The sequence below is a fragment of the Nocardia alni genome (assembly GCF_019038435.1).
Lineage (GTDB): Bacteria > Actinomycetota > Actinomycetes > Mycobacteriales > Mycobacteriaceae > Nocardia > Nocardia alni.
Map to the genome: position 1 here is coordinate 1 of NZ_JAGPOX010000098.1, position 18,480 is coordinate 18,480.

Genomic DNA, 18,480 nt, shown 5'->3' on the forward strand with positions numbered 1-18,480 from the left:
GGGCTGGGCTGGGTTGGCTGTTGCCCTGGCGAATACGCTCCGCTGTGTGGTGGTGGTCCGAGTATCCGTTCGCCGCCTCCGGTACCTGTGCGCCAGCTGTTGTGGCGGTCGGCTGAGGTGACTTGGCCCCTCTACCTGTCTCCCGCTGTTGTGGTGTTGGGCCTTGGGCCGACCCGGCTGCGGCTCCGGTGCCTGTGCTGCGATGTGTGGTGGTCGGCTGAGTGGGTCCGGTCGCCGTTTCCGGTGGCGGCTCGGTGCTCGAGTCTGGTCGTTGTGATGGTCGGTTGGGCTGGCCCGGCTGTTGCTGTGGTGCTTTGTGTTGCGATGTGTGGTAGTCGATCGACGGGATTCGGTCGCTGCCTCCGGTGTCTGTGCCTCGCTGTTGTGATGGTGGGACGCCGAATGCCGCGTCGGCGCGGGCCACCGACCTGTCTGGTCTGCCGCCGCTGGGATGTCGGCTGTCGCCTTGGCGTTCGTGTTCCATTGTTGCGATGGCAGCGGGACTGGCCTGCATGTCGGCTCGATGCTTGCGTCTCGCTCTCGTGGTGGTCGGCCGGGCCGACCTGGCGTCTGTGCTGCGTTGTGTAGAGGTATCAGTGCGCACGGTGCGGAATCCCTCAGCGCGACGGGCATCCCGGTCCACGCGCCCCGGACGCCCCTCAGCGCGGGCTCGGGGCGAGGGGAGCGGATGTGGACGTGGGCCCGCCATGTGGCGGGCCGGGGGATCCCACGTCGCCGTACCGCTGCCGGCGTCTGCTGTTGTGTGCGTTTCGTACTGGCGCGTACCACCCAATTGTGGTTGATCACGTGTGCCGCCGCTGCCGGTCGTCTGGCGTGTCCGGGAGTCGCGGTGTTCGTCTACAGGGCCGCCCGAGCTCCCGGCGTGTCTACGGCAGAGAGCCAGCTCTGCGTGGGTAATCGCATCCAAGTAACAGCGCCGCGATCACTGTGACATTACAGCGTACTAACGTGTTCTCTGTGCCGAGGAATCCATTACCTGCCGTCGGTCGTCTGATCGGTCGTAGTCCACTGGTCATGCGGGCCGCGCCCGCCATCATCCGGCTCGAGCGCGGCGTGCGCCGCCTCACCAAGGGCCGCCACGGTGTGTTGGATGTGGCGGGTCTTCCGTCGCTCGAATTGACCGTCGCCGGGCGAAAATCCGGTGAGCCGCGCACGGTGTCGCTGATGTACGTTCCGGAGGGGCCGGACGCCTTCCTGCTCGTCGGCTCCAATTGGGGCCGCCCGCAGCACCCTTCGTGGTCGGCCAACCTCAACGCCGCCGAATACGCCGAACTGCACATGCGCGGGGAACATTTCAAGGTCCGCGTCGAACGCCTGACCGGTCCGGACCGCTACCGCGCCTGGCAGCGCGCGATCGCGGTGTGGCCCGGCTACGCCATGGAGCAGCGCCTGGCCCCCGGCCGGCCGTTTCGGCTGTTCGAGCTCACCAGGATGTGAGCGCCGAGGGCATACCAGCCGACATTTTCATGGCACGACAGTTACCGGCCAGCGCCCGGCTTTGACCAATCTCACCGCCACCGATCCGATCAGCCGGTGACCTGCCTTCTCCGACGCGCCGACGATGACGGCATCGGCCTTCAGCTCATCGGCGGTCTCGGCCAGTCCGGTATAGGCATCGCCGCGGCGGGTCAGGAATTTCCAGCGAACGGCGTAGACATCCCGGACCTTCTCGCTGTGCTCGGACAGCGTGCGGGCGATGTCGTCGGCCACCTCCGCGGTGGTGCTCTGCACATCCGCGCCGTACACGGTGGACATCGTCATCAACGGCTGCACGTACACGATGGCCAGCAGCGCTCCCTGGCGGCGGGCCAGGCCCCCGGCATAGGCCACCGCCCGCCACGAGGCATCGGATCCGTCCACCCCGGCCATCACCACCCGCGGTCCGTCGGTGCCCAATTCGAACCCGGACCGCGCGTCCGTCGACCATTCCGGACTTTTCTCCTGCGCCACCGTGCCCATTTTGCCGCTGTGCCGAATGCGAGGTTCGAGCGCCCCTGCGACACGAGCTGCCCTGGGCCGTCGAGCCACGACCGGTGAATGCCGTGCGGTCGCGCATCGGAAATTGGTCACCAGCCCAGAGGGCGGAAGCGCACATCGCCACCCGGGCTACAGTCGGTCAATGGCGAAATATCAGCTACCGGTCGCCGTGATGGGCGTGTCCGGGGTGGGCAAATCCACCGTCGGTCGTCGGCTCGCGATCACACTCGGCGTAGCGTATGCCGACGGTGACGATCTGCATCCGGCCGCCAATGTGGCGAAGATGTCCGCGGGGATCCCGCTCGACGACGCGGACCGGGCTCCCTGGCTGGACGCGGTGGGCGCGTGGCTGGCCGAGTACGGCGGCGTGGTGAGCTGCTCGGCGCTCAAGCGCACCTATCGGGATCGCCTGCGCGCCACCGCCCCCGGTCTGTACTTTATAGAACTGGATGCCTCGCATGAGGAGCTGATGCGCCGAATGACCACGCGCAGCGGCCATTTCATGCCCGCGTTGATGCTCGAATCCCAGCTCGCCACCCTCGAACGGCTTGCACCGGACGAGCCCGGGGCCGTCATCGACGCCACCCAGGACATCGAAGTCGTTGTGCGACAGGCGCTCGCGGTGCTGGAGATCCCGGAGAAGTAACGCCCGGCATGCTTGTGCGCCCGTGCCCCTTTCTCATGGAGGGATGCAATCGGCACGATTCGATAGCCGGTGACGTCGGTCGACAGCATGCCGAGACGACAATCCGCTCGAGCGACCCGGATGCCAACGGTCGACGCTGGGACGTATCCGGCACACCGACAGCCGGAATCCACCGTCACCGATTGCAGAACAGGTGGATTCCTGCCAACGTCCGCGAGATTGACGGAGCCGCTCCAGCGCTCAGCCGAGATATTTTGCGTACCAAGCTGTTACGCGCTTCCATGCCTCCGCGGCATCGGTCGCGTTGTACCGAGCTCCGGTGTCGTTGAAGAAGGCGTGGTCGGCCCCGGGAGCGATGTAGACCTCGTGCGTCAGCCCGGCCTGCCGCATGGCCGCCTCCGCCGCGGGTCGGGTCGCTCCGACACGCGCATCCTGACCGCCATAGATCGCCAGGACCGCGGCCTTGGTCCCGGACAGGTTGCCGCCCTGCGGGAACGGCCCGTAGAACGGCGTGGCCGCGGCGACATTCGGCGTGCCCGCGGTGAGCATCATCCAGGTGAGTCCGCCGCCGAAGCAGAATCCGGTGACGCCCAGCTTCTTGTCCGGCACGCGCCGCCCCAGCTCCGTGAACCCGGCCTGCAGATCCGCGACGAAACGGTCCTGCGGGATCTTGGCCAGCGCCGCAGTCGCCGCCGCGGGCTCGGAAAACGTTGCGGTGCCGCCCTCCTCGGAAAGCAGGTCGACCGCGAGGGCGCTGTAGCCGATCCCGGCGAAGCGTCCGGTGACCGAGCGGATGAAGTCGGTGAGCCCGGTGTTCTCATGGATCACCAGCACGCCGCCACGCGGCGAGGGTGCGGCCGACCAGGCTGCCCGCAGCGTGCGCCCCTGCGGTCCGGGAAAGGTGATCGGGGTGGACGCCAGCGCGCCGGCCGTGCCGGGCGGGCCGGCGGCCGGGGCCGCGGACGACGCGGTGGCCGTGGTCGAATGTGCCTGGCTGGAACTCTGATTCGACGAACAGGCGGCCAGCAGCGCCGACGCCGCGGCGGCGCCCAGTCCCACCATGCCCAGCCGGCGCAGGGCCTCACGCCGATCGAGGATGCCGTCAGCGTGGTCGGTCGCGATCTCCTCGGCGATGTACTGCTGCAAAGGCGTCATGTGCACACACCCTAGCGGTGTCGGTAGGCGGCGGGCAGGCCTCCGATCGGCCATTGAAACACGAGTGTCGGGCGGGTCGATTGCACGCCGAGCAAGCGTGCTCGGGCGACCGATACGGACGGTCGGCCCCGGCGCTGTCGGCAGTGGTGATTCCCGGCGCCGGGGAAGCCGGAGATGCCGGCACTCCGGAGAGGGGAATCGTTGTGAATGGGGTCGTCGGCGGGACGAAAGCCGCTTGTGTACTATTGCGCGGACTGGCATAGGCGATCTTGAAATACCGTGGATGATCTTGAAACACAGCGTTTTTCGCGTCGCCACGCGGGGAGACATCCAGTTTTTACTTGGCATAACCTCACCGAAACGTGATCTAGCGAGACTTTTCTCACCGTTTGTGACGCGGCACACGTGCGGCATCCAGGCGTGAGAAAGATCCAGGGTCGGCCCCATCGCGAGCCTGCCCCAGCTTCGGCAGAGAGGGCGCCGAACATGATTCCCTATCATGATTGGCTCAACCCCGGCGATAACGCGTGGCAGCTGGTGGCCGCCACGCTCGTCGGATTGATGAGTATCCCAGGTATCGCAATCCTGTACGGCGGTCTGGTCCAGAAGAAATGGGCCGTCAATACCATGCTGATGGCCTTCACCGGGTTTTCCCTGGTACTGGTGGTGTGGGTGCTGTGGGTGTTCAAGATGGGCTTCGGCGAGCCGCTGAAGCTGGGGCCGGGCATTCTGCGGGCGGCCGTCGGCGTACCGCACACCATCCTGGGCAGTAACAATCAGAATCAGGCGTTGATCCCGTTGGTCGACGGGGCCATGCCGAAGTTCCGGTTCAGCGAAACCACCTTGGCCTACTTCCAATTCGTGTTCGCCGGCATCACGCCGCTGCTGTTCCTGGGCAGCGTGATCGGGCGGATCAACTTCAAGGTGTGGCTGCTGTTCGTGCCGCTGTGGTCGACATTCGCGTACGGCGTCAACGCCTTTCTGCTGTGGGGCGGTGGCTGGTGGTCGCAGATGGGTGCGCTGGACTACTCCGGTGGTTACGTGATCCATTTGGCCGCAGGAACTTCCGGCTTCGTGGCGGCAGCGGTGATCGGCCCTCGGCTGGCCCGCGACCGAGAACGCGCGGTACCCAACAACCTGCCCATGGCCGCGGCCGGTGCGGGGATCCTGTGGCTGGGCTGGAACGGCTTCAACGGTGGCGATATGTACTTCTCCGGGGCGAACGCCTCGGAGGCGGTGATCAACACCAACCTCGCCACGGCGGTCGCCCTGCTCACCTGGGTGATCTGGGATCTGCTCGGTGGACCCCAGCGCAAGCCGACGTTCCTCGGCGCGATCAACGGCATGATCGTCGGCCTGGTCGCGATCACCCCGGCAGCCGGTTTCGTGAACAGCTTCAGCGCCATGGTGATCGGCGCGATCGCCTCGTCGCTGGTGTGGCTGTCGTGGAACAAGCTGGGCCGCACCCGGTTGTTCAAGAAGGTCGACGACACGCTGGGTGTGTTCCACACCCACGGCGTGGCAGGCCTGGTGGGCGGTCTGCTGGTCGGTGTGCTGGCCGACCCGAAAATCCTTGTGTACCTGGGTAATGGCAAGGACGTATCGGATGTGTCATACGGTGGCTGGCTCTACGGCCATCACCCGAAGTTGCTCCTGTGGCAGCTCGGGGCCGCGGCAACGATCATCGTGTGGGATGCGTTCGTCACGTTCGTGCTGCTGAGGTTCTTGGGTCTGTTCATGAAACTGCGAATGGACGACGCCGCGCTCGAAATCGGTGATATCGCAGCTCATGACGAGGAGGCATATCCGGACGAGGGTCTGATCGCCACTCACGCCATGGCCGCGCGATCAACCGACAACGGCAGTGCGCCGGTGCCGAAACCCGGCAAAACCGAAGAACCTGAGCCGTTGGGTAGTGCTGAATAGAGCGGCTGGGTTCGCGGCGTTGGCGGTTGGTATGCCGGGGTGCTCGAGCGGGGTGTTGCTGAATAGCGGCGGGCTCTCCGGTGTGGGTGGTTGGTATGCCGGGGTGCTCGAGTGGGTTGTCGGCGAATAGCGGCTGGGTTCCCGGTGCGGGTGGTTGGCACGCCGGGTTGTTCGAGCGGGGTGTTGCTGAATAGCGGCGGGCTCTCCGGTGTGGGTGGTTGGTAAGCCGGGGAGCTCGAGCGGGTGGGTGGTATGCCGGGGTGCTCGAGTGGGTTGTTGGGTGAACAGCGGCTGGGTTCTCGGTGCGGGTGGTTGGTATGCCCGGTTGTTCGAGCGGGTTGTGGCTGAATAGCGGCCGGCTCTCCGGTGTGACAGCGGTCGGCTCTCCGGCGTGGGTGATTAGCACGCCGGGGTGCTCGAGCGGCTTGTGGCTGAATAGAGCGGCTGAGTCCCTGGCGTCGGCCGTCGGCATCCCGGGTGGGTTCAACCCGGGGTGTCACCTCGGCAAGCTGCCGGCCGGAGTCCTCGATAGCGGACTGCCCTTCGGCGCAGTGGATTTCAGCGGTCCAGCTTGCGCAACAACTCCCGCAGCGTCATCAGCTCTGTGTCAGCCAGCGCCGCAAAGGGTTCCGGCGCGGGGTCGTGGGTTGCCAGCGCATCCGTGAGGGTCTCCAGCCCGAGCGCCGTGATACTCACCATCTTCGAGCGCCGGTTCTCCGGATCCACTGTGCGCAAAACGAACCCGCGCTCCTCGAGATCGTTCACCGCGACCGTCGCGGCGGGCGGGTCCATCGCGGCGGCGGCGGCGAGTTCCTTGAGCGGCAGCGCGCCCGACCGCAGCGTCCGCAGGATCTTCACCCGGCTGAACGGCAGCCCGGTGCGCTCGGTGATCCGGCGTTTCCACAGATCGCGGGTGCCGACGACGTGCAGCATCAGCTGCCACACCTCGTCGGGCGTCGGGATCTCATCGGGCATGCTGGGGAACCTTTTCGTCGAACAGATGCGCGACGCTGTCCCGGGACCGTTCGGCCCACGGGGTGTTGGCGGCGATGCCGAGCACGATCACGCCGACCGAGAAGACGCACAGTAACGACCACAGATTCGCACCGCTCAGCAGTCCGCACAAGGCCACGCCGAGACTTATCCCTAGTTGCCTGCTGGTGGAGGCCACCGCGGAGGCCGCGCCCGCTCGATCCAGCGGCATTCCGCTGACCGCGGCGGTGGTGATCGGCGTGTTCACGGTGCCGAAGCCGATGCCGAACGCGGCGAAGATCACCGCCACCACCCAGATCGGGGTATCGGCCCGCAGGAAGGTCATCCCGATCGTGGCGAGCGCCTCCATCGTGCCCGCGACGATCAGCGGCAGGCGGGTGCCGTATCGCCCGACGAGCCGCCCCGAGATCGGTGAGCAGATCAGCATGCCCAGCGCCATCGGCAGATACAGCAGACCGGTGTGCACGGCCGTGTAGTGCCGCGTCCCTTGCAGATAGATCGAGGCGCTGAACAGGAACGCGCCCAGCACCGCACAGCTGAACACCGCGACGAGCGTGCCGGAGGCGAAAGGCACGCTACGGAAGAAGCGCAGGTCGATGAACGGCGAGCGGTGTCGCAACTCGACGTAGCAGAACGCCGCGAGCGCGAGCGCGGTTACCACGAACACCGCCGGCTTGTGCTCGATCAGGCCGAAGACCAGGGTGAACATCACCGCGATGGCCAGCACCTGGCCGACCGGGTCGATGCCGCGCGCCCGCCCGGACTTGGATTCGGGCACGAAGATCGTCGTGAGGACCAGCGCCGCCGCGCAGATCGGCAGATTGATCCAGAACACCGACTTCCAGCCGAGCGAGTCGATGAGCAGCCCGCCGACCATCGGTCCCAGGGCCGTGGAGATGCCGACCACCGCACCCCACACGCCGACCGCGCGGGCGCGTTCCATGCGGTTGGTGAATACGGTGGTGATGATCGACATGGCGATCGGGTTGAGCATCGATCCGCCGATCGCCTGCACGAACCGCGCGCCGATCAGGACGTCCACCGACGGCGCGAGGCTGCACAGCAGCGAGCCGGCGGCGAAGATGATGAGCCCGATGCGGAACATGCGCTTGCGCCCGAACCGATCGGCGGTGGCGCCCGAGAGCATCAGCAGGCTGGCCAGTGTGAGGGTGTAGATATCGATGATCCACTGCATCCGGGCCAGCGGCGCGTGCATCTCGAGACGAATCGACGGGATCGCGACGTTCACGATCGTCGAGTCCATCGAGGAGATCAGCAGGCTGAGACAGCAGGTGACCAGAATGATCGTCTTCCTGCGCGCGCTCATACCCTCGACAGTTGTATCCATACAACGATTGTGAAACTACAACAGTTCCATTTTCAAGAGTAGTTGCACTGAATCACACCCATCGCACGTCGTGGGGCCTCCTTCCCACCGCATCACACTGCGGTCGGCGGTGAGACTGCTCACGCGGTAGCGTGGCGAGCCATGACGGACCGCAGTACGGAAGCGCCGAGCGCGCAGTCCACCCGATCCCAGAGTGAAGAAGAAGGTTACAAGCGCGGACTGAATCCGCGCACCATCCAGATGATCGCGATCGGCGGCGCCATCGGCACCGGCCTGTTCTACGGCTCGGGTGGCGCCATCGAGCAGGCCGGCCCCGCGCTGATCCTGTGCTATTTGGTCGCCGGCGTGGCGATTTTCGTCATCATGCGGGCACTGGGTGAACTGCTCACCTACCGCCCGGTCTCCGGTTCGTTCGCCGAGTACGCGCACGAATTCCTGGGCCGGTTCGCCGGGTTCGTCACCGGCTGGACGTACTGGGCGGTCTGGATCTCCACCTGCATGGCGGAGATCACGGTCGCCGGGAAGTACGTCAAATACTGGTTCGCGGTGCCGGAGTGGGCGACCGCGCTGGTCGTGCTCGGTGTGCTGTTCGCGGCGAATCTGATCTCGGTGAAGATGTTCGGGGAGGGCGAGTTCTGGTTCTCCGCGATCAAGGTGACCGCGATCCTGGCGATGATCGTCATCGGCATCGGCGTGCTGGTCATCGGGTTCGGGCATGCGCAGCATCCGACGGTGACCAACCTATGGGCCGACGGCGGGGTGTTCCCGAAGGGCTTCGGGCAGGCGTTGCTGGCATTGCAGATCGTGGTGTTCGCCTACGTCGGCGTGGAGCTGGTCGGCGTGACCGCCGGCGAGGCCCGTGACCCGCGCACCACGCTGCGCAAGGCGATCAACTCGCTGCCGATCCGGATCGGCCTGTTCTACGTGGGCGCGCTGATCGTGATCATGTCGGTGGTGAGCTGGACGAACTTCCATTCCGGGATGAGCCCGTTCGTGGAGGTGTTCCAGAAGATCGGCATCCCCGGTGCGGCCGGAATCATCAACTTCGTGCTGCTGACCGCGGCGCTCTCGTCGTGCAACTCCGGCATCTACTCCACCGGCCGCATGCTGCGCAGCCTGGCGCTGCGCGGGGAGGCCCCGGCCGGACTCGGCGCGCTGAGCCGGCGGCAGGTGCCCTACACCGGCATCATCGTCTCGGCGGCGGTGATGGTGATCGGCGTGATCGTCAATATCATCTCCCCGGACAAGGCGTTCAACTACATCACCTCGGTCAGCACCATCGGCATCATCGTGGTGTGGGGCATGATCCTGGTGTGCCACATGGTCTATCGCGCCAAGGTCCGGCGCGGTGAACTGCCGGCCAGCGACTACCGCCTGCCCGGCGCGCCGGTGAGCACCGTGCTCGCCCTGGCGTTCCTGGTCTTGGTGGTGGTGCTGCTGTTCTTCACCGACAGTGGGCGCACGGCTGTCGTCGTCGGCGTGGTGTGGACCGTGCTGGTCTGCGCCGGGTATCCGATCGTGAACGCTCTGGTGAAGCGCCGGGAAGCTATGTCTGCCTGATTATTTCGCACCGGGCTGCGGATTCGGCCCGGTGTGATTGGATTCTCTGGACCGAGAACCGGCCTCCTGCTGCATTTTCCGGCCTAGAAACTCCGGTTTCCGACGATTACACCCGAAAAATGCAGCGGGAGGCCGGTTCTCCAGCCGCTCGCCGCGATGCCGACCCGACACCGCGCCGATGACGTCAGTGCGGGGCCGCCACCACACTGCACATTGCGAGCCGACTGCGCATCACCACGCGCAGGACAACCCGGCCTTTCGCTGCATTTTCCGGCCTCGAAACTCCGGTTCCCGAGAATTCCGCCCGAAGAATGCAGCCGGAGGCCGGTTCTCCCGGACCGACCCGACACCACACCCACGACCCACCAGGCATCAGCGCACGACCACCACACCGAACAGCCCCTGGATGCCGACTCCACACCACCATGCGACAACCCGGCCTATCGCTACATTTTGGTGGCTCGAGACGCCGCTTTCGGACAAACCGAACCGCAAAATGTAGCTGCAGGCCGGTCCTCCCAGCCACTCGCCGCGATGCCGACCCGACACCCGCACCCAAAACCGGTCTCGGTGCACCGCCGCCACCACACCGCACTCTACGAGCCGCCTGCACACCACCGCGCGCAGGACAGCCCGGTCTATCGCTGCATTTTCCCGCTCCGAGACTCTGGTTTTCGACGAATCCACCCGAAAAATGCAGCCGGAGGCCGGTTCTCCCCGGCACGGCGGGTGGATGGCCCACACAGCGACCAGCCGTCAGCGTACCCACGTCGAACAGCACGTGCCGACTACGCACCACCGCGGGACAACCCGGCCTATCGCTGCATTTTTCCGCCTCGAAACTTCGGTTTCCGACAATTCGACCCGGAAAATGCAGCGGGAGGCCGGTTCTCCGAGCCGCTGGCCGTGAGGCCGACCCGCCACCGCACCCACGACCCACCGGGCGTCAGCGCACGGCCCCCGCACCGAACCGTGCTCTGCGGGCCGATCCCACACCACCACGGGAATGGCAACCTGGCCTATGGCTACATTCTCCCGACGAATTCGTCGGAAACCGGACCGCAAGGCCCACACAATGTAGCGGGAGGCCGGGCTCCGGCCTTTCTCAGCAACAGTGGTCTGTTGTGGAAGTCCCATAGGCTTGTCGGTCGAGTCCTATATTGATCCGCCTGGTGTGGCGAGGAGCACCCGGCATGCTCCGGTCGGTCCTCAAATAAATACAGCTCGGTGTTCGCGTGCCCAATCGTGGAAGCTGCGAGGCGCGCGGCCGGTGATCTGCTCGACGTCGGGATGGACCACCGAGGTGAACGCCTCCAGTGCGGTCGCTCGCAGCGCCATGATCGCGTTGGCCATCGTGTCGTCGACTCCGAAGCGCAGCAACGCATCCCGGGCCTCGGCTGGGGAGGTCTCGGCATAACGCAGTGACCGGCCGAGCACGTCGCTGAGGATCTCGGTCTGCTCGGCGGGGGAGAGCGGCTCGGGGCCGCTGAGCAGATAGGTGCGATCGCGGTGACCAGATTCGGCGAGCCGGGGCTCGGTCAGGATCGTCGTCGCCACGGCGGCGATGTCGGCGGGGTCGATGGCGGCGATGCGGCCGTGGCCGAACGGCGCGTAGACGGTGTCCTGGGTGCGCACGGTGTGCGACCAATGCAGGGCGTTGGACATGAAACCCAAGGGGCGCACCATCGTCCACGGAATCCCGCTGCCGCGGATCGCGCGTTCCCCGGCGCGATGCCAGGTGGGGATAGGGTCCGTCGCGGCGGGGTCGTCGACCCGGCCCGAGGACAGCTTCACGATATGCGTGACGCCCGCGTCGGCGGCCGCCTCGGCCAGGTTGGCGTCGTACGCGGCGAGGTACGGGCCGGCGGTCAGCAGGAACATGCGGTCCACCCCCTTCAGGGCGGCAGGCAGGGTCTCCGGCTCTCCGGGGTCCGCCCGGACGACATCGACGGCCGCGGGCAGCGCGGCGGTATCGGGCCGGCGTGTCAGCGCGCGGACCGGCGCGCCGGCGGCCAGCAGGTGATCGACCACGGCACGTCCGACGATGCCGGTTGCTCCGGTCACGAGAATCATTGCGAACTCCTGTTTCGACTGGTCGTGGGCGTGTCCCACGTGGACCAGAGTGCGATTTGTGGCCGGAGAAGATCCATCCAGTCGTACGGATATGCCGATATTTTCCAGAATCCCGATATATGCGAGGATTTGTTCCATGCTCGATGAGACCGATTACGGGCTGATCCACGCCCTGCATCTCGACGGTCGTGCCCCGTTCAGCCGCATCGGCGCGGTCCTGGGGGTATCCACCCAGACCGTGGCGCGTCGATATCGGCGCCTGCATGCCGAGGCCGGGCTACGAGTGACGGGCCTACCGGTACCCGATCGCACGGGGACAACCCAGTGGCTGGTCCGTCTCACCGCCACGCCGGCGGCCGCCCAGCGCCTGGCACACGCCTTGGCCCGCCGCCCCGACACCTCCTGGGTGATGCTGACCTCCGGGGGCACCGAGGTGTTCCTGCTGGTAGACGGCCCCGGCCCGAACACCCCATCGTTACTCCTGCACGATCTGCCGCGCACCTCCGCGATCACCGGCATTTCGGCGCAGTACGTCCTGCACACCTATGTCGGCGGGCCGACCGTATGGCCGGGGCATCTCACGGCCTTGAACGCCGAGCAACAGCACGCGCTGACGTCGACCGGTAAGACTCGGTACGTACCGGAGTCGCCGGCGGGCGGCGTCTCGGCGCCGCGGCTGGGCGCCGTGAGAGCGGAGCAGTCGGGTGACGATGGAGCGGCGTCTCCCGGTAGCACCGTCGACCAGCTGCACCCCGCCGGGCGTTGGCCGGCCACAGCTGGATCACGCCGGTACAGCCCCAGCCGTCGCGGTCGGCGACCCAGTCCGGATAGCACACGGCACGGCGTATGCGATTCGGACGCGACGCTGTTCACCGCGTTACGTGCAGATGGGCGTGCGTCGGTCAACGATCTGTCCGCTGCCACCGGTTGGTCCACGACCACGGTCGCTCGCCGTATCGCCGAGTTACTCGACTGCGGCGCATTGTATTTCGATGTGGATGTTGAAGGCAGTCTCTTCGGCATCACCACCCGTGCCCTGCTGTGGGCGACGATCGCGCCCGGACGGCTCGACGAGGTGGCCGAATCCCTGTCCGGGCATGCGGAACTCGCGTTCGTCGCCGCGACGACGGGCCGCACCAACCTGGTCGCCGAGGTGCTGTGTCCGGATCCTGCGGCGCTGCATGCCTACCTGACCGGAAAACTCGGCCACTTCGAGGCGATCCAGACGCTGGAGACCACTCCGGTCCTGACCACCGTCAAATCCACTGCGCCGGTGCGCCCGTCGTCGAGCTGAAAGAGTTCTACGAAGGGATTCCGGCGATCACATCGATCTCCACCGCCGCGCCGACCGCCAGCGCGGTGACGCCGACGCAGGTCCGGCTGGGCAGCGGGCCGTTGAACCAGGTGCTGTAGGCGGCGTTGAATGCCTCGTAGTCGTCCTCGAACGAGGTCAGATAGACGCGGACCATCAGCGCGTCGTCGAGGGTGAGGTCGAACTGTTCGAGCACCGCCTCGAGATTTCGCCGCACCTGTTCGGCCTGTGCCACAACGTCACCCGGCACCGGCAGCCCGGTCGCCGGATCGGTGGGCATCTGCCCGGTGACGAATACCAGTGAGCCGAACCGCGTCGCATGCGAGAACGGGGCGACCTTCGGCGGTACCCCATGGTCCGGGGTGAACGAGAACGCCTCCCGGCGCAAGGGTTCGCCGTGCGGATGCATGATGTCTCCCATCGGTTTTCGGTCAGCGCCGCCCGAGGGCCAGATCGACGCCGAAGCCGACCAGCACTGCACCGGTGATCGTGTCCATTGCCCGGCGCACCGCATCCCGGTTCAGCCAGGTGCGGGCGAGGCCCGCGGCGCAGATGATCGCGGTGAACCAGATCATGCCCTCGACGTTGTGCACAGCCGCCATCGCCGTCCCCGCGAGCAGGTGCGACGTCCCGGACGGGATGAACTGCGGCAACATCGCCATGTAGAACACGCCGACCTTGGGATTGAGCAGATTGGTGCCCAGTCCGCGCGCCCACGCCCGGATCAGTCCGCGCGGCTGGCTCTCGACAGTCATGGCCACCGGAGACAACTTGCGGTGCAACGCATTTCGTAACATTTTCACACCGAGCCAGATCAGATACGCCGCACCCGCGATCCGCAATCCGGTGTAGGCCAGCTCCGAGGCCGTGAGCAGCACCGATACCCCTGCCGCCGCAGCGATTCCCCATACCAGTGTCCCGCTACCCACCCCGAACGCCGTCGCGAACGCGTGCCGCCGATCGCGCCCTACCGCCGCACGCAGCACCATCGCTGTGTCGAGTCCGGGAACGATGGTGAGCAGACCGGCTACGACGGAGAACGACAATAGAGCGTGGGCCACCGGGCCACCCTAAACGAGCAGACCGTGTTGTGTCGCAGAGCCGCGACCGCGCGACCCACGCGACCGCGCGACGATTGTCAGTTCCCGAGCACCCAGGGTCGCGATCGTCAGTGTCACAGCACCTCCTACGGTCGCGATCCTCGGTGTCACAGCACCTACGGTCCCGGTCGTCAGCCCGGGCACCGAGGCGCGATCAGTGCCTGCACCCCCAAGGGGCGATTGCCGGTGTCCGGGCACCGAGGGGCGCGGTTGTCAGTGCCCGAGCACCCAGGGTCGCGATCAGTGCCTGAGCGCCCAGGGCCGATTGCCGGTGCTCCAGCACTCATGGTCGCGACGATCAGCGGCCCCCTGCGTGTCAGGGTGAGTTGGGACCACTGGTTCACAGCAAATCGGCCTGACGCGGGGCGAGATCGGATCTATCCACAATGACGACGGCGATGCCGGTGCGCGAGACTGGGCGCATGGCTTCCACTGCCCACCGCCGCATGGATCAACCAACCCGAACAGGAGGAACAACCACTCCAAGCGGCATAACACACTGAATGGTCTCACTCACCTTGAAAAATTCCGGCCGGGCACCGAGGCGCGATCAATGCCTGAACGCCCAGGGGTGATTGCCAGTGCTCCAGCACTCATGGTCGCGACGCTCAGCGTCCTTGGCCCGCACCGGCAGCAGGGCCACGACGGCGAAATTCACCAAGCCTCGTCCCGGTCGGACCGGTTCTCCGCCCCCGGGGCTTGTCCTCGGCATCTCCGGCTTCAGAGCAGCCTGCACCACCGTCACCCCGGCATCGACCAACCGGGCCCGACGGTAAGCGAACTGAGCCGCCTGCTCGGGAAAAGACGGTCGCCGCAACCTCTTTCGAGAGTATTGCGACGACCGCGTGAACCCGAGATTGCCTCGGCCCTCGGGGTACCGCTCGAGTATCGGACCGTCGTATTACAGCTCCGCGAGCTGGTGGTCGCCGACGTGGGCAGCCAGGGTGCGCAGATTGTCGGTGGTGTCGCCGAGGGTGTGATTGATGGCGGTGAGGCGGGCCAGGTAGTGGCCCACCGGATATTCGGCGGTCATGCCGATGCCGCCGTGCAATTGCACTGCCTCCTGGCCGATGTGGCGCCCGGAGCGGCCGATGCGGAGTTTGGCGCGCGCGGCGATCGTCGGGTCGGGGACGCCGTCGGCCAGGGACATGGTGACGTAGTAGCTCATGCTGCGGGCCAGCTCGAGCGAGACGTACATGTCGGCGGCGCGCTGGGTCAGCGTCTGGAAGGTGCGCAGGGCGACGCCGAACTGCTTGCGGGTCTTGAGATATTCGGTGGTCAGGCGCAGCGCCTCTTCCATCGCGCCGACGGCCTCGGCGCACAGCAGGGCCTGGGCGCGCACGGTGGTCGAGTCGATGAGAGCCGCGGCGTCACCGGCCGACCCGAGGGGTTCGGCGACAACGGACGCGAATTCGATGTCCGCGCCGCGTGATCCGTCGTGCGCCCGGTACGGGCGTCGGGTGACGCCCGCCGCCTTGGGATCGATCAGGAACAGCCCGGCCCCGGATTCGGTGGCCGCGCTGACGATCAGCAGATCCGCGCCGTCGCCACCCTCCACCGGATGTTTGCGGCCGGTGACCACCCACGAATCACCTTGACGCACAGCGGTCGTCGCCGAAGCGGGTGCGGGGAAACGATGGCCGGGTTCGGTATGCGCGAAAGCCAGGCGCAGCGCGCCCTCGGCGACCTTCGGGAGAATCTCCTTGCGCTGCAACTCGGTTCCGGCCTCGGCGACCAATCCACCCGGGATCAGCGCCGCGGTCAGCACCGGTTCGGGCGCCAGGCGACGGCCGATCTCGGTGGCGATCAGCATCGCCTCGACCGGGCCCGCGCCCATACCGCCGTCGTCCTCGGCGAAAGTCAGCCCCAGCACGCCGACTTCGGCCAAAGTGCGCCAGATCGCCGGGTCGAAACCGGGATCGGTGTCTATTACGGTATTGCGCCGCTCGGGGTCGTACCCGCGAGCGAGCAGGTCGCGCACAGTGTCCTGCAACATGCGCTGTTCATCGGTGAGCTCGAAATCCATGAACGGCCCTTTCATTCAGCCGGTTCTGTTGTGTCCGAAGCGGGCTCTCGATCGGGGCGAACCCGGCTCCTGACCGTAGGTCTTGTGGGGACGCGGCCCCGGCCGGGCTTACAGCCCGAGGATCGTGGAGGCGATGATCGTGCGTTGCACCTCGTTCGATCCGCCGTAGATGGAGGTCTTGCGGAAGTTCAGGTAGGTGGCGGTGGAATGCCGCTCCCAGCTCGGCGTGTCGCCATCGGCAGGCAGCGCCTGCGGACCGGCGATGTCCACCAGGAGTTCCGTGACCGCCTGCTGCAGTTCGGTGCCGCGCAGCTTCAGGATCGAGGAGACCGGGTTGGGCTTGCCGTCGGCCGAGCCCGCCGCGACGCGCAACTGCACCAATTCCAGTGCCAGCAGCTCGTTTTCGAGTTCGGCGATGCGTGCGGTGTAGAGCGGATCGGTCAGTAGGCCCGCCTCGCGCGCGTATTCCTTTGCCCGCCACAGCTTGACCTTCGTCGCGCCCACCCCGGCGATGCCGGTGCGCTCGTTGCCGAGCAGGAACTTCGCGTAGGTCCAGCCCTGATTCTCCTGCCCGACAAGGTTTTCCGCGGGCACTCGGACGTCCTCGAAGAACACCTCGTTCACCTCGTAGCCGCCGTCGATCAGCTTGATCGGGCGCACGGTGACCCCGGGGGTGTCTATCGGGAACAGCAGCATCGAGATCCCGGCCTGCTTCTTGGGCGCGTTCGGGTCGGTACGCACCAGGCAGAACATCCAGTCCGCGAACTGGGCCAGCGTGGTCCAAGTCTTCTGGCCGTTGACGATGTAGGAGTCGCCGTCGCGCACCGCGGTGGTGCGCAGCGAGGCCAGGTCGGATCCGGCGTCGGGCTCGGAGAAGCCCTGGCACCACCAGATGTCCAGATTCGCGGTCGCCGGGAGGAAGCGCTCCTTCATCTCCTGCGAACCGAAGTGCGCGATGACCGGGCCGATCATGCTGGCATTGAAGGTCAGCGGCTCGGGGACCGAGGCCAGCTGCATCTCGTCATGCCACAGGTGGCGCTGGATCGGTGTCCAGTCCCGGCCGCCCCATTCGATCGGCCAGTTCGGGACGGCGTAGCCGTGCGCGTTGAGAATCCGCTGGGCCGTGACGAAACCCTCCTTGCCGATCTCGCGCCCCTGTCGGTAGGTGTTGCGGATCTCGGCGGGGATTTCACGGCGGAAGAAGGCACGCAGTTCGTCGCGGAAGGCGAGCTCGTCCTCGGTGAGCGCCAGTTGCATAAGACCTCCATATCGCGGTCGCGCCGGTCGCTGCGACACGGCTGACCATTCGTACGCTGTAAATGGTACACATGATGATCTGTGTATCAAATGTGCAGTCGAGAGAAGGGTGCGCCCCAGTGCGCTCGCCGTGCGACGGCAGCCCTATGGGGGCAGCGCGCTGCCGGGGCGTGGCAGTCTGCCCACGCCGCCGCGGATGCTGGTCGCCGCGGATGCTGGTCTACGGGTGTGCGGATACGCGGTGGGTTTCGTCGCTACGGCTTTGGCGGCAGTGGGGGGTGCGTGGTGGGTTTCGTCGCTACGGCTTCGGTGGCAGTGGGGGTGGGTGCGCGGTGAGTTCCGTCGCTACCACCTCGGCGGCAACCGGGGGCGGATGTGGGGGAGCCGCTCGTTGCCTCGACGAGGGCGGTGTCGCGGGACGGAGGGCACCTATGCTGAGCGAATGGCACGCGGGGAGACGACGCGCAGGGAGCCTGCAAGGCCGCGCGGTGAGACAACCCGGCCGCGCGGACGGCCGGCGATGGCCAGTCCGGATGCGGTGCTGGAGGTGACCCTGGCCGCGTTCCGCGCCGGTGAGCGGGTGGACGTGTACGCGATCGCCGCCGGTCTGGGGGTGAGCCGAGCCAGTGTCTACCGGTGGTTCGGCTCCCGCGACGGGCTGCTGGGCGCGGCACTGGCTCGTCAGCTCGAGCGGATGGTGCAGGCCGCGGACCGGCGCTGCCGGGCTCGGGGGGCCGAACGCGTATCCCAGGTTCTGGACCGCACGGTCCGGTGGCTGGCCGAGGACAGCTCGCTGCGCACGTATTTCGACAACGAATCCACCGCGGCGCTGCGCCTGATCACCCGCAGCGACGGCCTCGTGCACCAGGCGACCGTCGCCGCGCTGGACAAGCTGATTCAGCGTGCCGAGGAGCAGGACGGCTACCGCCCGCCGATCGACCGGGGCACCCTGGCCTACGCGCTGGTGCGGCTGGTGGAGGCTTTTCTCTACAACGACGCGGTAGCGGGATTCCGCGGCGAGGTGGACCGGCTGCGCGAGGTGCAGGAGGCGCTGCTCGGGGTGCACGCGCAGGAGTAGGCGCCGGA

At 66.8% G+C, this 18,480-nt stretch carries 15 protein-coding genes; 6 read left to right on the forward strand and 9 right to left on the reverse strand.

The genetic code is table 11. The features are described 5' to 3' along the window. Positions 1 to 1,035: 1,035 nt before the first annotated feature. Positions 1,036 to 1,458, forward strand: a complete 423-nt coding sequence (locus tag JZ791_RS29965; protein ID WP_254206582.1) for a nitroreductase family deazaflavin-dependent oxidoreductase — start codon at positions 1,036 to 1,038, stop codon at positions 1,456 to 1,458. Between the two features lie 27 nt (positions 1,459 to 1,485). Here the strand turns inward: JZ791_RS29965 and JZ791_RS29970 are convergent, their stop codons facing one another. Further along, a complete protein-coding gene (locus JZ791_RS29970; RefSeq protein ID WP_308163152.1) occupies positions 1,486 to 1,971 on the reverse strand; it encodes a universal stress protein in 486 nt (161 codons plus the stop codon). Positions 1,972 to 2,140: 169 nt separating this feature from the next. On the opposite strand from JZ791_RS29970, the gene JZ791_RS29975 reads away from it, so the two are divergent. Beyond that, positions 2,141 to 2,644, forward strand: coding sequence for a gluconokinase (locus tag JZ791_RS29975; RefSeq protein WP_254206583.1), 504 nt, complete (start codon positions 2,141 to 2,143; stop codon positions 2,642 to 2,644). Positions 2,645 to 2,884: 240 nt separating this feature from the next. Here JZ791_RS29975 and JZ791_RS29980 read toward each other — a convergent pair whose 3' ends face one another. Then, the gene (locus JZ791_RS29980; protein ID WP_216898856.1) at positions 2,885 to 3,799 is read right to left on the reverse strand and encodes a dienelactone hydrolase family protein; all 915 of its coding nucleotides are present in this window, start codon (positions 3,797 to 3,799) and stop codon (positions 2,885 to 2,887) included. 486 nt (positions 3,800 to 4,285) lie between these two features. Between JZ791_RS29980 and JZ791_RS29985 the strand changes: the two genes are divergently transcribed. Beyond that, positions 4,286 to 5,725 (forward strand): ammonium transporter, encoded by a 1,440-nt coding sequence (locus JZ791_RS29985; protein WP_216898858.1) that lies wholly within the window; start codon positions 4,286 to 4,288, stop codon positions 5,723 to 5,725. Between the two features lie 558 nt (positions 5,726 to 6,283). On the opposite strand, the gene JZ791_RS29990 is transcribed toward JZ791_RS29985, so the two are convergent. Next, positions 6,284 to 6,700, reverse strand: coding sequence for a MarR family winged helix-turn-helix transcriptional regulator (locus tag JZ791_RS29990; protein WP_216898859.1), 417 nt, complete (start codon positions 6,698 to 6,700; stop codon positions 6,284 to 6,286). Then, positions 6,690 to 8,066 carry an MFS transporter gene (locus JZ791_RS29995; protein WP_216898861.1) on the reverse strand — a complete coding sequence of 459 codons (1,377 nt, stop codon included), beginning with the start codon at positions 8,064 to 8,066 and terminating at the stop codon, positions 6,690 to 6,692. The genes JZ791_RS29990 and JZ791_RS29995 overlap by 11 nt, the downstream gene beginning before the upstream one ends. Before the next feature lie 141 nt (positions 8,067 to 8,207). On the opposite strand from JZ791_RS29995, the gene JZ791_RS30000 reads away from it, so the two are divergent. Beyond that, the gene (locus tag JZ791_RS30000) at positions 8,208 to 9,626 is read left to right on the forward strand and encodes an amino acid permease (RefSeq protein ID WP_216898862.1); all 1,419 of its coding nucleotides are present in this window, start codon (positions 8,208 to 8,210) and stop codon (positions 9,624 to 9,626) included. A gap of 1,209 nt (positions 9,627 to 10,835) precedes the next feature. Here JZ791_RS30000 and JZ791_RS30005 read toward each other — a convergent pair. Then, entirely contained in the window at positions 10,836 to 11,699 is an 864-nt protein-coding gene (locus JZ791_RS30005; RefSeq protein ID WP_216898863.1) for an NAD(P)H-binding protein, read from the reverse strand. Between the two features lie 136 nt (positions 11,700 to 11,835). Between JZ791_RS30005 and JZ791_RS30010 the strand changes: the two genes are divergently transcribed. After that, a complete protein-coding gene (locus tag JZ791_RS30010; RefSeq protein WP_254206584.1) occupies positions 11,836 to 12,993 on the forward strand; it encodes an Lrp/AsnC family transcriptional regulator in 1,158 nt (385 codons plus the stop codon). A 7-nt stretch (positions 12,994 to 13,000) separates the two neighbouring features. Here JZ791_RS30010 and JZ791_RS30015 read toward each other — a convergent pair whose 3' ends face one another. The 4 genes from JZ791_RS30015 to JZ791_RS30030 all read right to left on the reverse strand — a co-directional run bounded on the left by JZ791_RS30015 (position 13,001) and on the right by JZ791_RS30030 (position 17,394). Further along, the gene (locus JZ791_RS30015) at positions 13,001 to 13,432 is read right to left on the reverse strand and encodes a RidA family protein (protein ID WP_254206585.1); all 432 of its coding nucleotides are present in this window, start codon (positions 13,430 to 13,432) and stop codon (positions 13,001 to 13,003) included. A 10-nt stretch (positions 13,433 to 13,442) separates the two neighbouring features. Next, positions 13,443 to 14,072: a LysE family translocator gene (locus JZ791_RS30020; protein ID WP_216898865.1), complete on the reverse strand. Its 630-nt coding sequence runs from the start codon at positions 14,070 to 14,072 to the stop codon at positions 13,443 to 13,445. 940 nt (positions 14,073 to 15,012) lie between these two features. Then, positions 15,013 to 16,137 carry an acyl-CoA dehydrogenase family protein gene (locus JZ791_RS30025; RefSeq protein ID WP_216898897.1) on the reverse strand — a complete coding sequence of 375 codons (1,125 nt, stop codon included), beginning with the start codon at positions 16,135 to 16,137 and terminating at the stop codon, positions 15,013 to 15,015. 108 nt (positions 16,138 to 16,245) lie between these two features. Continuing rightward, positions 16,246 to 17,394: an acyl-CoA dehydrogenase family protein gene (locus tag JZ791_RS30030; protein ID WP_216898867.1), complete on the reverse strand. Its 1,149-nt coding sequence runs from the start codon at positions 17,392 to 17,394 to the stop codon at positions 16,246 to 16,248. 520 nt (positions 17,395 to 17,914) lie between these two features. On the opposite strand from JZ791_RS30030, the gene JZ791_RS30035 reads away from it, so the two are divergent. Then, a complete protein-coding gene (locus tag JZ791_RS30035; RefSeq protein ID WP_254206586.1) occupies positions 17,915 to 18,472 on the forward strand; it encodes a QsdR family transcriptional regulator in 558 nt (185 codons plus the stop codon). Positions 18,473 to 18,480 lie beyond the last annotated feature (8 nt).

What these genes read in the sequence shown, in the direction of transcription:
- JZ791_RS30005 (WP_216898863.1), bottom strand. Translation starts at nt 11,699, where the DNA reads ATGATTCTCGTGACCGGAGCAACCGGCATCGTCGGACGTGCCGTGGTC.
- JZ791_RS29980 (WP_216898856.1), bottom strand. Translation starts at nt 3,799, where the DNA reads ATGACGCCTTTGCAGCAGTACATCGCCGAGGAGATCGCGACCGACCAC.
- JZ791_RS29995 (WP_216898861.1), bottom strand. Translation starts at nt 8,066, where the DNA reads ATGGATACAACTGTCGAGGGTATGAGCGCGCGCAGGAAGACGATCATT.
- JZ791_RS30035 (WP_254206586.1), top strand. Translation starts at nt 17,915, where the DNA reads ATGGCCAGTCCGGATGCGGTGCTGGAGGTGACCCTGGCCGCGTTCCGC.
- JZ791_RS30000 (WP_216898862.1), top strand. Translation starts at nt 8,208, where the DNA reads ATGACGGACCGCAGTACGGAAGCGCCGAGCGCGCAGTCCACCCGATCC.
- JZ791_RS29965 (WP_254206582.1), top strand. Translation starts at nt 1,036, where the DNA reads ATGCGGGCCGCGCCCGCCATCATCCGGCTCGAGCGCGGCGTGCGCCGC.
- JZ791_RS29985 (WP_216898858.1), top strand. Translation starts at nt 4,286, where the DNA reads ATGATTCCCTATCATGATTGGCTCAACCCCGGCGATAACGCGTGGCAG.
- JZ791_RS29990 (WP_216898859.1), bottom strand. Translation starts at nt 6,700, where the DNA reads ATGCCCGATGAGATCCCGACGCCCGACGAGGTGTGGCAGCTGATGCTG.
- JZ791_RS30025 (WP_216898897.1), bottom strand. Translation starts at nt 16,137, where the DNA reads ATGGATTTCGAGCTCACCGATGAACAGCGCATGTTGCAGGACACTGTG.
- JZ791_RS30010 (WP_254206584.1), top strand. Translation starts at nt 11,836, where the DNA reads ATGCTCGATGAGACCGATTACGGGCTGATCCACGCCCTGCATCTCGAC.
- JZ791_RS30015 (WP_254206585.1), bottom strand. Translation starts at nt 13,432, where the DNA reads ATGGGAGACATCATGCATCCGCACGGCGAACCCTTGCGCCGGGAGGCG.
- JZ791_RS30030 (WP_216898867.1), bottom strand. Translation starts at nt 17,394, where the DNA reads ATGCAACTGGCGCTCACCGAGGACGAGCTCGCCTTCCGCGACGAACTG.
- JZ791_RS29975 (WP_254206583.1), top strand. Translation starts at nt 2,141, where the DNA reads ATGGCGAAATATCAGCTACCGGTCGCCGTGATGGGCGTGTCCGGGGTG.